This is a genomic window from Nonomuraea sp. IBHARD001 (genome assembly GCF_056106265.1).
The window spans coordinates 4,326,458-4,339,716 of record NZ_JBWBBW010000002.1 but is presented as its reverse complement, the minus strand read 5'-3'; the positions used below and the strand labels follow the sequence as shown (position 1 = coordinate 4,339,716).

13 protein-coding genes are annotated in these 13,259 nt (G+C 74.5%); 9 read left to right on the top strand and 4 right to left on the bottom strand.

What is annotated here, in order from left to right; all coding sequences use genetic code 11:
- Nucleotides 1-120: 120 nt before the first annotated feature.
- Nucleotides 121-1,068 carry a trypsin-like serine protease gene (locus tag ACTWNK_RS21850; protein WP_474306314.1) on the bottom strand — a complete coding sequence of 316 codons (948 nt, stop codon included), beginning with the start codon at nt 1,066-1,068 and terminating at the stop codon, nt 121-123.
- A gap of 110 nt (nt 1,069-1,178) precedes the next feature.
- Between ACTWNK_RS21850 and ACTWNK_RS21845 the strand changes: the two genes are divergently transcribed.
- On the top strand, nt 1,179-2,156 hold the full coding sequence (locus ACTWNK_RS21845; protein ID WP_474306313.1) for a LysR family transcriptional regulator: 978 nt from the start codon (nt 1,179-1,181) through the stop codon (nt 2,154-2,156).
- Here the strand turns inward: ACTWNK_RS21845 and ACTWNK_RS21840 are convergent.
- Nucleotides 2,108-3,124 carry a LysR family transcriptional regulator gene (locus tag ACTWNK_RS21840; RefSeq protein WP_474306312.1) on the bottom strand — a complete coding sequence of 339 codons (1,017 nt, stop codon included), beginning with the start codon at nt 3,122-3,124 and terminating at the stop codon, nt 2,108-2,110. The genes ACTWNK_RS21845 and ACTWNK_RS21840 overlap by 49 nt on opposite strands.
- 109 nt (nt 3,125-3,233) lie before the next feature.
- Between ACTWNK_RS21840 and ACTWNK_RS21835 the strand changes: the two genes are divergently transcribed.
- The 7 genes from ACTWNK_RS21835 (at nt 3,234) to ACTWNK_RS21805 (ending at nt 8,788) form a co-directional block, all read left to right on the top strand.
- Nucleotides 3,234-3,872 carry a DedA family protein gene (locus tag ACTWNK_RS21835; protein WP_474306311.1) on the top strand — a complete coding sequence of 213 codons (639 nt, stop codon included), beginning with the start codon at nt 3,234-3,236 and terminating at the stop codon, nt 3,870-3,872.
- Entirely contained in the window at nt 3,859-4,986 is a 1,128-nt protein-coding gene (locus ACTWNK_RS21830; RefSeq protein ID WP_474306310.1) for a sensor histidine kinase, read from the top strand. Before ACTWNK_RS21835 ends, ACTWNK_RS21830 begins: the two co-directional genes overlap by 14 nt.
- Nucleotides 4,977-5,621, top strand: coding sequence for a response regulator (locus tag ACTWNK_RS21825; protein WP_474306309.1), 645 nt, complete (start codon nt 4,977-4,979; stop codon nt 5,619-5,621). Before ACTWNK_RS21830 ends, ACTWNK_RS21825 begins: the two co-directional genes overlap by 10 nt.
- Before the next feature lie 23 nt (nt 5,622-5,644).
- Complete coding sequence (locus ACTWNK_RS21820; RefSeq protein WP_474306308.1) at nt 5,645-6,094, top strand: SRPBCC family protein; 450 nt, start codon at nt 5,645-5,647, stop codon at nt 6,092-6,094.
- A 16-nt stretch (nt 6,095-6,110) separates the two neighbouring features.
- Complete coding sequence (locus ACTWNK_RS21815) at nt 6,111-6,932, top strand: GNAT family N-acetyltransferase (protein ID WP_474306307.1); 822 nt, start codon at nt 6,111-6,113, stop codon at nt 6,930-6,932.
- Nucleotides 6,933-7,016: 84 nt separating this feature from the next.
- Nucleotides 7,017-7,976, top strand: a complete 960-nt coding sequence (locus tag ACTWNK_RS21810) for an ATP-binding cassette domain-containing protein (protein ID WP_474306306.1) — start codon at nt 7,017-7,019, stop codon at nt 7,974-7,976.
- Nucleotides 7,973-8,788, top strand: coding sequence for an ABC transporter permease (locus tag ACTWNK_RS21805; protein WP_474306305.1), 816 nt, complete (start codon nt 7,973-7,975; stop codon nt 8,786-8,788). The genes ACTWNK_RS21810 and ACTWNK_RS21805 overlap by 4 nt, the downstream gene beginning before the upstream one ends.
- Here the strand turns inward: ACTWNK_RS21805 and ACTWNK_RS21800 are convergent.
- Nucleotides 8,785-11,958, bottom strand: a complete 3,174-nt coding sequence (locus tag ACTWNK_RS21800) for a BTAD domain-containing putative transcriptional regulator (protein WP_474306304.1) — start codon at nt 11,956-11,958, stop codon at nt 8,785-8,787. The genes ACTWNK_RS21805 and ACTWNK_RS21800 overlap by 4 nt on opposite strands.
- A 5-nt stretch (nt 11,959-11,963) precedes the next feature.
- A complete protein-coding gene (locus ACTWNK_RS21795) occupies nt 11,964-12,158 on the bottom strand; it encodes a hypothetical protein (RefSeq protein ID WP_474306303.1) in 195 nt (64 codons plus the stop codon).
- A gap of 169 nt (nt 12,159-12,327) precedes the next feature.
- Between ACTWNK_RS21795 and ACTWNK_RS21790 the strand changes: the two genes are divergently transcribed.
- Nucleotides 12,328-13,248, top strand: coding sequence for a helix-turn-helix domain-containing protein (locus ACTWNK_RS21790; protein ID WP_474306302.1), 921 nt, complete (start codon nt 12,328-12,330; stop codon nt 13,246-13,248).
- The last annotated feature ends 11 nt before the right edge of the window (nt 13,249-13,259 follow it).

Genomic DNA, 13,259 nt, shown 5'->3' with positions numbered 1-13,259 from the left:
GACCACCCGGAGCCGTACACTGTACCGTACGGCATGCGCCGCCTTGGTCCGGGCACACGCACGCCGGTGGCGGCGCCCGGTCGGGCGTCACCACCGGCGGCCGGTGTCAGGCGGCGCCGATCAGCACGCGCCGACGCGCTGCCAGATCCACGACGTGCCCGGGGTCTGGCCCTGCGACCCGGACCTGCTCAGCCACTCATATCCCTGGTGGGAGACGCGGGAGTTGGCCGGGTAGTACTGGCCGGGGCTCCACGCGGCGGCGGTGCATCCCGGGGTGCCGGGGCCGCCTCCGCCGGTGTAGGACTCGATCCACTGCCGGTAGGCCGTGACATCGGTGTAGATGGTGGAGTCGCCCGTGCCGCAGGTCTCGTTCTGCACACCCGAGCGGCTGGTCGCGCCGACCAGCCGCCAGCCGCCGTCGGCCTGCAGCAGCGCCGGTCCGCCGGAGTCGCCGTAGCAGGCGGTCTGGGTGCGCGAGCCGTACACGCACAGCTCGCCGGCGGCGTTGAACTCGTTGGTGCACATGCGGTCGGGGTTGATCCGCGTGTCGAGCTGCTTGAGCCTGCGGGGCGCCTGCTGCTGGCAGCCGCGCGTGCCGCACTCCTGGCCCCAGCCCAGCAGCCGGATCGAGGCGCCCTGAGCCGGTGAGGAGTCGTTGAGCGCGACGGTCTGGTGGGTGACCGAGCGCGAGAGGCGGATCAGCGCGATGTCGCCGGCGCCCTGCCCACGCCAGCCGGGATGCGTGACCAGCTGGGCGACGGGCACGGCCTGCGCGGTGGTGCGGTCGATCGAGCCGATCCGCATCTGCACCGAGCCGGGCGAGACCTGCTGCACACAGTGCGCCGCGGTGACCAGCCATTCGGCGGTGATCAGCGAGGCGCCGCAGTGGTGACGGCCCTGGACCTCCATCGAGGCCATGAAGGAGTAGGCCTGGCTGGCCTGCCCGCCGCCGACGATCGCGGTGGTGGGCTCCGGCGTGGGCTCGGGGACGGCGGCGTGTGCCGGTACGGCGACGGCCATCGCCGTGGCGAACAGCAGCGGGACGAGCAGACGAAGTGATCTTCGCATGGGGGGTTTCCTCCGCACAGGTGGATGGGGGGTGAGGCGGCCGGCCGTGAGATCACTGTGCTGAGGCGCACGGGGGTTGAACCAATCCCGGTGCTCTATAAGCTCCGCCTATGGAGTTACAGCTCCGCCACCTGCGGGTGGTCCTGGCGGTGGCCTCGACCGGGAGCCTGACGGCCGCGGCGGCCGAGCTCGGCCTGGCCCAGCCTTCGGTCTCGGAGTCGCTGCAGCGGGCCGAGCGGGCCAGCGGCGGGGCGCTGTTCCGGCGCGGCGCGCACGGCGCCGAGCCCACACCGCTGGGCACCCTGGTGGTCGCACACGCCCGCACGGTGCTCGACGCCTACGACCGGCTGGTCCTCACCGCGGCGCGGAGCCTGTCGGGCACGATGCCGTCGCTGGTGCGGTTCGGGGCGACGCCGGGCATGCTGGTGGCCCACCTGACGGTCGCGGTGCCGCAGGTCACCGGCACCGACGTGGAGGTGCGCACCGCGCTGGCGGGCGGCGAGCTGCTGGCCCTGCTGGCGGGCCACCACCTGGAGGCCGCACTCGTCATCGAGTTCCCGCACGCGCTCCGGCCGATCGAGCCCGGCCTTCGGCGCGCGGTGGTGGCCGAGGAGCCGGTGTTCGTCGCCCTGGCGGCCGGCCATCGGCTGGGCGGACGGCGTGAGGTGACGCTGGCCGAGCTGGCCGGGCAGACCTGGTGCGTCACCGACGGCTGGGCCACCGGCTTCGCCGCCTACCTGCGTCAGGCCGCCCGCGAGGCCGGGCATGCCGTCGACCCGCGCCGCAGCGATCACACGACCGCCTACCAGCTCACCGAGCTCGGCCGTGCGGTGCTGCCGGTGATGCCGGGCGCCAGGCCGTACGGGGCGCTGGCCGTGGCCGCGTTGCGGGACGCGCCGCTGCGCACGACCACGAGCCTGTACTGGCATGCCGACGGGCCGCTGGGCCATGCCGAGGCCGGGCGGCTGTGGGAGCGGCTGCGCTGGGCCCAGCACGAGATCGTCGAGCGGGCCCCCGCCTACCGGGCCTGGCTCGCCGATCACCCCGGGTGGCGCACGACCCCGGAGGAGTTCCCGCCGCCGGGGTGAAAGCCGGGCGAACCCAGCCAGCCCGGATTGCGCTCCCACCATCCCGGCAGCCTGCCGCGTTCGGCGGCCAGCTCGGCATACGCGCCGACCAGGCCGTCTCGCACCCTGGCCGCCAGCTCCTCGTCGAAGGCGCCGCCCTGCGCCCACAGCAGCACGTGCCTGGCCCGCACCGGCGAGCCGCGCAACGCCACGACCGTGCCGGGCAGGGAGACGCCGCTGTCCAGGGCCTGGGCCATGAGCACGACCGGGTCGCCCCTGCGCATGAGCTGGGTGGCGATGAGCGGGTCGAAGGTGCGCACCGTGGGCTGGCCCAGGTCGGCCTGCTCGTAGACGGCCTGGAAGTGGCGGTCGAACTCGTCGTCGCCGTTGACGGCGGCCAGCCAGCCGTAGCCCGCCAGCTCCTCCAGGCCCGCCTCGCCGCGCCGGGCGGCGGGATGGTCGCAGGGCACGATCACGAAGGTCGGCTCGTCGCCGACGACCGTCATCCGCACCCCCGGTGGCGGCGCCGCCTCCCGGCCGGGGTAGTCCATGTGCAGGGCCAGGTCGACGGTCCCGTCCAGCAGCGCGTCGTAGGCGACGGCCAGACGGTCGATCAGCGTGAGGTCGACCGGCGTACCGGGTACGGCCTCGGCGACCACCTCGCACAGGCGCGAGGCCAGCACCGTGCGCCTGGCGCCCAGCCGGAGCAGGCGGCTGGAGCGGTCGTGGAAGCGGCGCAGCGCCCGGTCGAGATCCTCCAGGGCGTCGAGCACCTCCCGCACCCGGGGCATCAGCGAACGGCCGAGCGGTGTCGCGCTCGTGCCCGCCTGCCCGCGTTCGAACAGGGAGCCGCCGACGGCCTGTTCGATGCGCTTGAGCTGTGCGCTCAGCGCGGGCTGCGACAGGCCGCACGCGCTCGCCGCCTTGGTGAGGCTCGCGGTGGCGTCGATCGTGGCGAGGTACCTCAGGTGCCACACCTCAAGGTCCATGCGCCCGATTATGCGCCCGGACCGGGAGGCGCAAGGTGTGGTTTACCCCAGTAAAGGCCGATGGATCACCGCATTACCCCAGGCGGGCGGCGTTTCTAGGGTCGTCGGCATGAGCACTGAGATGGATGGAATCGCCGGTTGGGCCGTCGGGCTGATGGAGAGCCTGGGCGCGCCCGGGGCCGGGGTGGCGATCGCGCTGGAGAACCTGTTCCCGCCGCTGCCGAGCGAGGTGATCCTGCCGCTGGCCGGGTTCACCGCGAGCAGGGGCACGATGAGCCTGGCCGAGGCGCTGGTGTGGACGACGCTCGGCTCGGTCGCCGGGGCGCTGGCCCTGTACGCGATCGGCGCGTTGCTGGGCCGCGAGCGGGTGGTCGCGATCGCGGCCAGGCTGCCGCTGGTCAAGGTCGAGGACATCGCCAGGACCGAGGCGTGGTTCGCCAGGCACGGCGGCAAGACGGTGTTCTTCGGGCGGATGATCCCCATCTTCCGCAGCCTGATCTCCATCCCCGCGGGCGTCGAGCGCATGCCGCTGGGCCGCTTCCTGGCCCTGACCACGGCCGGAAGCGCGGTGTGGAACACGGCGTTCGTCCTGGCCGGATATCTGCTGGGGGAGAATTGGACGCTGGTGGAGAGCTACGCGGGCATCGGATCGAAGGTGGTGGTCGTCCTGGTGGGCGGTGCGGTGCTGGTGTTCGCGGCGACACGCATCGCCGAGCTCCGGCGCAAGGGACGCCATGCCCCACGCTAGGGCGTTCGCCGCACTGGTGATCGGCGCCCTGGTGGCGCCGGTCGAGCTGCTCTGGGTGCTGCTGTCCTCGCCGTTGCTGGCCGTGCCGCCCGCACGCCGGGCGGTGGGGCGGGCCTCCAAGGCGCTGGCCGCCGCGCACGGCCCGAGGCTGGCCCTGCTGGGCGTGGGCGCGGGCCGGGCGCAGGAGGCGGGCGCCGGCTCCAGGGCGCACCGCTACCTGGCGTTGCGCGGGTGCGTCGGCGTGCTGGCCGCCCTGGTCATCGCACTGCTGGTGGTCGGGGTGCTGACGGGGTGGAACCTGCTGAGCGGATGGCTGCGCGGCGAACGGCCCGACGGCATCGCCCCCACGCCCGGCCTGGTGGCCTATGTGGTGGTGGCGGGGGTGGTGGTGATGTTCCTCATCACCTCGGGTCTGGCCGGCCTGGCCGTACTGGAACGTCATCTGGTGGCCAGGCTGCTGGCCCCCGACCCGACCGAGGCGCTGCGCAGGCGCATCACCGAACTGGCCGAGACCAGGGCGGGCATCGTGACGGCCGTGGACGCCGAACGCCGCAGGATCGAACGCGACCTGCACGACGGCCTGCAGCAACGCCTGGTCGCCCTGGCCATGGTGATCGGCAGGGCCAGGCGCGGCCGATCACCCGAGTTGCTCGGCGAGCTGCTCGGCCAGGCACACGAGCAGGCTCAGCAGGCGCTGGCCGAGCTGCGTGAGGTGGCCTGGCGGGTCTACCCGAGCGGCCTCGACTCCCTCAGCCTGGCCGAGGCGCTGGCCGCGGTCGCCGAGCGCTCCCCGGTCCCGGTGCGCCTCAGCTGCGCGCCGGGCCTTGCGGCGGCGGGCGCGGTCGGCTCCGCGGCCTACTTCGTGACCTGCGAGGCTGTCACCAACGCCGCCAAACACGCGGGCGCCACCCTGATCACCGTCGACGTGCACACCAACGAGGAGACGCGGATGCTGGTCGTACGCATCGCAGACGACGGCAGGGGCGGCGCCGACCCCTCGGGCGGCGGCCTGGCCGGGCTGGCCCGCCGGGTGGCCGCCCTGGACGGCCGTTTCACCGTGCTCAGCCCCGCCGCGGGCCCCACTGAGATCACCGCGGAGCTGCCGTGCGCGTGATCCTGGCCGAGGACTCCACCCTGCTGCGCGAGGGGCTCCTACGGCTGCTGGCCGAGGAGGGCCACGACGTGGTCGCGGCCGTCGGCGACGCGCAGGCGCTGCTGGCGGCGCTGGCCGAGCACGGCGCCGACGTCGTGGTCGCCGACGTGCGCATGCCGCCAGGCCACAGCGACGAGGGCGTGCGCGCCGCCCTGCGCATCAGGGCCGAGCACCCGGGCGTCGGCGTGCTGCTGCTGTCGCAGTACGTGGAGAGGCGTTACGCCACCGAGCTGATGAGCGGCTCGGTCGAAGGGGTCGGCTACCTGCTCAAGGACAGGGTGGCCCAGGTGGGCGACTTCCTGGACGCGCTGGAGCGGGTGGCGGCCGGGGGCGCGGCCTTCGACCCGGAGGTGGTGCGCCAGCTGCTGGCCCGTACGAGCAGGGCCGATCCGATCGCGGCGCTGACCCCGCGCGAGCGCCAGGTGCTCGAACACATGGCGCAGGGCCTGACCAACGCCTCGATCGCCGAACGCCTGCACGTGTCGCAGAGCGCGGTGGAGAAACACGCCAACGCGGTGTTCGACAAACTGTCGCTGTCGCATGCCAGCGGCTACAGCAGGCGGGTGCTCGCGGTGCTGCGCTTCCTCGGTTCCTGAGGCCTGGCTGTAGCGTGGAGGCGATGAGGCCGACACACCTGGCGGTCGCCGCCCGCAGCGCCGCCACGCCCGAGCGCCTGTTCGCCGTGCTGACCGACTGGCCGCGCCACGCCGAGTGGATGGTCGCCACCCGGGCCGGGGTGAGCGGCGGCGACGGCCGCAGCCGGGGCTCCTCGATCGCCGCGTTCACCGGCGTGGGGCCGATCGGCTTCCTGGACACGATGACGATCACCCGATGGGAGCCGCCGCACGTCGTGGCGGTCGAGCACACCGGGTTCCTGGTGCGCGGGCAGGGCCACTTCCGCATCGGCGCGTCCGAAGGCGGCAGCAGGGTGATCTGGGCCGAGACACTGCACCTGCCGTTCGGGGCGCCGGGCCGGGCGGGCTTCGCCCTGATCAGGCCGGCCTTCTCGGCGTTCCTGCGGCTTTCGCTGCGCCGGCTGGCCCGCCTGGCCGAACAGCACGACCTCTGAGCGAAGGCGGTGACCCATGCCGGATGAGTTCCTCCTGCGGGACTTCGACACCCAGATCCGTCTCGGGCACCGCCCCGACCACGCGGGCGTCGTCGTCGAGCACCGCGACGGCGTCGTACGCCAGGTGGGCGGGCCGGGCGACTGGAACGGCGTGGTGTGGTCCGGCCTGGACGCCGCGAACGCCGACGCGGCCGTCGCCGCGCAGATCGCGCGCTTCCCGCATGCCTTCGAGTGGAAGCACTACTCCCACGACACACCCGCCGACCTGGGGGCGCGCCTGCTGGCCGCCGGGTTCGAGGCCGAGGAGAGCGAGACGCTCATGGTCGCCGACCTGCACGCCCTGCCCGGCCTGGCCGAGCACCGGCCGCCGCCCGGCGTACGGCTGCGCCCGGTCCGCACGGCGGCCGACGCGGCGCTGATGGGGCAGGTGCACGAGCGGGCGTTCGGCGGCGACGCGGGCAGGATCGTCGCACAGCTGGTCGCCCGCCTGGCCGAAGGCGACCCCACGCTGGTGGCGGTCGTGGCGACGGCGCAGGGCACGCCGGTCAGCGCGGCCAGGATGGACCTGTGTCCCGGCACCGCCTTCGCCGGTCTGTGGAGCGGCGGCACCGTGCCCGCCTGGCGCGGACGCGGCCTGTACCGCAGCCTCGTCGCCTACCGCGCGCGGGCCGCCGCCGCGCTCGGCGTGCGCTACCTGCAGGTGGACGCCTCGCCCGACAGCCGTCCCATCCTGGGCGGCCTGGGATTCGCGGAGCTGGCCACGACCACGCCCTACGTCTACTCCTTCGCCGGAAGGACGGACTGCGACCGAACCGCCGATACGCCGCCGATTCCATGATCGGCTCCATGGGACGAGGCACTGTGCCCGCGCTGACAGCGATCTGTGCTCCCTCTGACAGCGCCGGGGCGCACGCTGAGCGCCATGAGCTACGCATTCGAAGCCGAAGGGCTGGTCAAGAGGTACGGCAGGACCACCGCCCTGCACGGGATCGACCTGGCCGCACGCCGGGCCAGCGTGCTGGGCGTGCTGGGTCCCAACGGGGCGGGAAAAACAACGGCGGTGCGCATTCTGGCGACGCTGCTGCGCCCGGACGCGGGCCGGGCGGTGGTGTGCGGCCTGGACGTGCAGCGCGAGGCCGCCAAGGTCCGGCGCATGATCGGGCTGACCGGGCAGTACGCCTCGGTGGACGAGGATCTCACCGGGGCCGAGAACCTGGTCCTCATCGGCCGCCTGCTCGACCTGCGCGGGGGCCAGGCCAGGCAGCGGGCGGGGGAGCTGCTGGCGGAGTTCGGCCTGAGCGAGGCGGCCGACCGCCCGGCCAAGACCTACTCCGGCGGCATGCGCAGACGCCTGGACCTGGCCGCGAGCCTGGTCGGCCGGCCACAGGTGATCTACCTGGACGAGCCGACGACCGGCCTGGACCCGGCCAAGCGCGAGGACGTGTGGGCGATCGTGCGCGGCCTGGTCGACGACGGCGTCACCGTCCTGCTGACCACCCAGTACCTGGAGGAGGCCGACGCGCTGGCCGACGACATCTGCGTCATCGATCACGGCTCGGTGATCGCGCACGGCAGCCCCTCGCAGCTGAAGGCGATCGTCGGCGGCCAGACCATCCTGGTACGCCCGCACGACGCCGCCCGCCTGCCCGAGGCCGCCGCCGTCCTGGCCTCGGCCGCCGGTCGCGCACCTGACACCCCCGGCCGGGGCGTGCTGACGGTGCCGGTGGAGGGCGAGGCGGCCTTCACCGAGGTGGTGGCCAGGCTGGCGGCGGCGGGGATCGGCGTGGCCGAGCTGTCGCTGCGCCTGCCCAGCCTCGACGAGGTGTTCTTCACCCTGACCGGAAGGCACGCCGAGGCGGCGGGCGAGGAGGCTGCGGCATGAGCACGACCATCACACGGCGCCCACCCGCCACGCCCTCGATCGAGGGGCCGCGTCCCTTCGGGCTGCTGCGCCACAGCCTGGCGCTGGGCCGGCGCAGCCTGATCAAGACCTTGCGCACCCCCGAGCAGCTCATCGACGTGACGCTGCAGCCGATCATCTTCGTCGTCATGTTCGTGTTCCTGCTGGGCGGCGCCGTGGCCGGGGACACCCATGCCTACCTGCAGTTCCTGCTGCCCGCGATCATGGTGCAGACGGTGATGTTCGCCGGGATGGCCTCGGGCGTCAACCTCAACAGCGACATCGGCAAGGGAGTGTTCGACCGTTTCCGCAGCCTGCCGATCGGCAGGTCGGCCCCGCTCATCGGGTCGGTGCTCGGCGATCTCATCAGGTACGCGGTGGCGATCGTGAGCCTGCTGGCGTTCGGGTTCGTGCTGGGGTTCCGGCTGGGCACCGATCCGCTGTCGGCGTTGCTGGCGTGCGTGCTGACGGTGGTGTTCGCCTTCAGTGTGAGCTGGGCGTTCGTCCTGGCCGGTGTGCTGATGCGCGAGCCCGGCGGGGTGCAGGGGGTGGCGTTCCTGACGATGTTCCCGCTGACGTTCGGCACCAGCATGATCGCACCGACGGCGACGCTGCCCGGCTGGCTGCAGGCCTGGGTGAACGTCAATCCGGTCAGCCACGTCATGGACATGACCAGGGGCCTGATGGTCGGCGGCCCCGTCGCCGCTCCCGTCGCCTGGACACTCGGCTGGTCGGCCGCCTTCCTGGCGGTGTTCGCCCCGCTGGCGGTGCGCGCCTACCGCAGGCGCGCCTAGCCGACGCCGTGCGGGGGGCGGGCGGCCTGCCGTACCAGGGTGATGGCCTCGGGGCGGGTCAGGGTGCGGCCCTGGGTGAGCAGGGCGGCGAGGGCTGTGGGGCCGAGGGTGTGGTGCAGGGCGGAGGTGACGCGGTGCACGTCGGGCAGGTGGGCGTGGGTGACGCCGCGCAGCTGCTGGGCGGCTCCCAGGACGACGGCGGCGCGCTCGGCCAGCCCGGCGCGCTCGTGCAGGGCGGCCACCGCGACGGCCACGGTGGCCAGCACCGGCATGTCCTTGGCCTGCAGCGCCTTGTCCACGCCGTCGGCGATCTGCGCCCAGCCTTCGGCCAGGCGGCCCGAGCGGGCGCTGAGCTGGGCGTGCGCGGCCATGACCAGCGCCCTGAACTGGGGGGCGACCATCGGCACCCGCTCGATGGCGGCCGAGGCCAGCGCGTAGCGGCGTCCGGCCTCCTCCAGGTCCCCTGCGGCGCGGTCCAGGTCGCCGATGGCGAGGTTGGCGAAGGCGACGTTGCGCGGCGACCACTCGGCGTCACGGCCTTCGGCGATGGCGACGAGTTCGGCCCTGGCCTCCTCGGCCTGGCCCTGCTGGGCGCGCAGGCCCGCCACCGCGATGCGCTGGTGGCCCGCGTCGTCGTCGGAGTCGAGTTCGCGGATGAGGTCGATGGCCTCCTGCAGCGCCGCGATGGCCGCCAGCGGCTCGCCCGCCGACATGCTCGCCTCGGCCAGTGCGGTCAGCGCCTGCGACAGCGACCAGCGTTCGCCGACGGCGCGCAGCTCGGGCACCGCGATCTCCAAGTCCTCGCGCATGCCGGCCAGGTCGCCGCCGTTCTCGCGCAGGAAGGCGCGCATCATCCGCAGCATGCCCCTGGTCCAGGGGTCGGGGTGGCCCAGCCTGCGGGCGACCGCCTGCTTGCCCACCTCGTCGTCGTCGGTGAACAGCGCCAGCGCGGGCTCCACGAGCGTGAGCACCGGGTGCGAGCCGCTGCCGGGCTCGGCCAGGGCGGCCAGGCCGCGCAGCCCGGCGATGGTGTCGCCGAGCTTGGCGTAGCCGTTGGTGACGGCGCTGTTGAGGAGGTACATGGTGGTGGTGATCAGCCTGGCCTCGACGGGGGAGTCGCCGGGCACCTCCAGCGCCAGGCCGAGCCAGCCCGCCGCCTCGCTGCGCCTCCCCTTGATCGTCCAGTACTGGCTGAGGGCGGCGGCCAGCCGTACGGCGGTGGCGGCGTCGCCCGAGGCCGCGGCGTGGTGCAGGGCCGAGAGCAGGTTGTCGCGTTCGGCGTTGAGTACGGCGATCCACGGCAACTGCTCGCGGGTACGCAGGATCGGCTCGGCGCGTTCGGCCAGGCGCAGGTAGTAGGCGGCGTGCGCGGCGCGCACGTCGGCGCCGATGCCGCGTTCGGCCAGGCGTTCCATGCCGTACTCGCGGATGGTCTCCAGCATGCGGTAGCGCGGGCCCGGCATCAGCTGCAGCAGCGACCTGTCGACCAGGGCGGCCAGGCGCTCCAGGCTGCCGCCCATGTGCTCGGCCGCCTCCAGGGTGAACCCGGCGGGGAAGACCGACAGGCGTTCGACGAGGTCGCGTTCGGCCTCCTCCAGCAGGTCCCAACTCCAGGCGACGACCGCGCGCAGCGTCTGGTGGCGCGGCAGCGCGGTGCGGCTGCCGCCGGTCAGCAGGGCGAACCTGTCGTCCAGCCGGGCGGCGACCTGCTCCAGCGTCATCGAGCGCAGCCTGGCCGCGGCCAGCTCGATCGCCAGCGGCAGCCCGTCGAGCCTGGCGCAGATCTCGGCGGCGGCCGGGCCGGGCTCGAACCCGGGACGCACGGCCCTGGCCCGGTCGGTGAACAGCTCCAGCGCCGGAGCCCGGCCTCCGGCGGCGCTCGCGGCCAGCTCCAGCGGCGGCACCGGGCACAGGCTCTCGCCGTCGATGCCGAGCGGCTCGCGGCTGGTGGCCAGCACGCGCAGGCCTTCGACCCGGCCGAGCAGGTCGGCGGTCAGGTGGGCGGCGGCGGCGATGAGGTGCTCGCAGTTGTCCAGGACGAGCAGGGTGTCGGCGGCCGACAGCGCCTCGGTCAGGCGGCCCATGGTGTCGCGGGGCGCGCCGGGCGTGTCGATGACGCGTTGCTGGCCGAGCGCGCCGAGCACGGCCTGGGCGATGTCGGCCGGGTTGGTGACGGCGGCCAGCTCCACCATCCACGCCCCTCCCGGGTGCTCGGCGGCCAGCGCGGCGGCGGCGGTGGCGGCCAGGCGCGTCTTGCCCGCGCCGCCCGGCCCCACCAGGGTGACCAGGCGCCCGGCGCCGAGCTGGGCGCGCAGGGTGGCCAGCTCGGCCTCGCGCCCGACGAAGCTGGTCAGCGGCGCCCGCAGGTTGCCCCGGACGCGGCGCGGGCCGGGCGCGGGCGCCTGGCCGAGCGCTTGGAGGTGGGCGGCGCGCAGCTCGGGCCCGGGGTCGGCGCCGAGCTCCTCGGCCAATAGCGCCCTGGCGTGCTCGTATGCGGCCAGCGCCTCGGCCCCCCTGCCCGCCTGGTGCAGGGCGCGCACCCGCAGGGCGTGCAGCCGTTCGCGCAAGGGGTGCGCGGTGGTGAGCTCGCTCAGCTCGGCCACCGGCGGCCCGGCCTCGCCGAGCTCGAGGTCGGCCTCGATGCGGTCTTCGAGTGCGCCGAGCCTGGCCTCGCGCAGCCCGGCCGCGTATCCGGTGAACTCCGTCCCGCCGAGCTCGCCCAGCGCGGGCCCGCGCCACAGCAGCAGCGCCTCGCGCAGCACCGGGGCCGCCTCCCGCGCTCGCCCGGCGCGCAGGGCGAGCCTGCCGTCGCGGGCCAGGCGCTCGAAGGTGTGCGCGTCGACGTCGGCGATCAGCCGGTAGCCGCCGGGCCCCGACTCCAGCACGCCTTCGCCGGGCAGCACCCGCCGCAGCCGGGAGACCAGCGACTGCACGGCGTTGACCGGATCGGCGGGCGGCTGGTCGGGCCACAGCGCCGAGGCCAGCTCCTCCACGCCCACCACACGCGGCGCGGCCAGGGCGAGCCTGGCCAGCAGCGCCCGCAGCCTGGCGCCGCCGATCTCGACGACGCCGCCGTCGTGCGCCGTCGCCTGCAGCGGCCCGAGTATGCCGATCCGCACCCGTCGGCCCCGATCCGGGCCCGTGGCGGCCTGCTCGTCGCGCGTCGACATAGCCGTCAGTCTAGCCTGACACCGCTGCGGCGTTCGCCGGGCGGACAGCCGGGCGCGGGCGGCTGCCGTGGCTCCGGCTGTGCGCTCAGCAGGCGCAGCAGGCGAAAGGCGCGCTCGCTCACCCGGGCGGAGCCGTACAGTGCCGCCGCCACCACGAGCGTGGTCACGGCGATGCCCGGCACCGGGCGATCAGCAGGCATTTTTCCGTTTCCTCCTCGGTTTTCCGGCGGCGTGGCCGGTCGCGGCTCATCGAGATTCGGGCACGGCCGGGCCCGCCGGTAGGGGAAGGGCCGATTCCCGGCGGATTGGCAACCGCGCGGCGCACGATGGGTGGTGGCGGGCCGGTCGAGTCGTCTGCGGGGGCGGGGCATGGGGCAGCACGAGGAGTACGGCGGTGCGGGGGCCGGGCAGGAGGCCGCCGTCTACGCGGGGCGGTTGCGGGCCCTGCTGGAGCCTGTCCTGCGCGCGGGCGGGCAGCAGAAGGATCTCGCCGAGGCCACCCACACCGCTCGATCCACCGTCAGCAGGTACCTGTCGGGCGAGCGCATCGCACCCGCGTCGTTCCTGACGGCCTTCGCCGCCTACCTGGCCCGGCACGGGCACGCCGTACCGGCCTCGCAGCTCGACGCGCTGCACGACCTGCGCGAGCGGGCGCACCGGGCGAGCGGCTCGGCGCTGGTCCGCGCCACGCACTGGCAGGAGATCGCCACCGGCGCCCAGGCGGAGCTCGTACGGCTGCGGCGCGAACTCGACCGGCGCGACGACACCGCCGGGAACGTCGCCAGGCTGGAGGCGGCCGAGGCCCGGCTGCTGCACCTGCACGACAGCCTGCACCGCACCGAGATCCAGCTGGCCCGCGCCGAGGCCGACCGCGACGCGGCACGGCGGCAGGCGCAGTGGAGCACGCGTCAGCTGGAGGCGGCCGGGCGCTACGCCCACCAGGTGGAGGGCGAGCTCACCCAGGCCCTGGGCCGGATCCACGAATTACAGCGCGAGGTGAACGTGCTGCGCCTGCAGGCCGCGCGCCTGCTGCAGGAGGCCCCGCTCGGCGCGCGCACCGAGCGTCCGGCGCTTCGGCGCGTGAGCGTCCCCGCGGCCTGGCGTTCCGCGCCGCCCTTCGATCCGCCGGACCTCGATCCGCCGGACCCGCCAGGCCCCGCGACTGCCGGGGCGCGTCCCGGCCGGTTGTTCGCCCTGTCCTACCTGCTGAGCGTGTACTGGCCGACGCTGGTGCTGCTGGCCTTCTTCGCCTTCCTCCTCGCGGCGCTGCTGTTCGGGCGGACCGGCTGAACGAAGGTGGG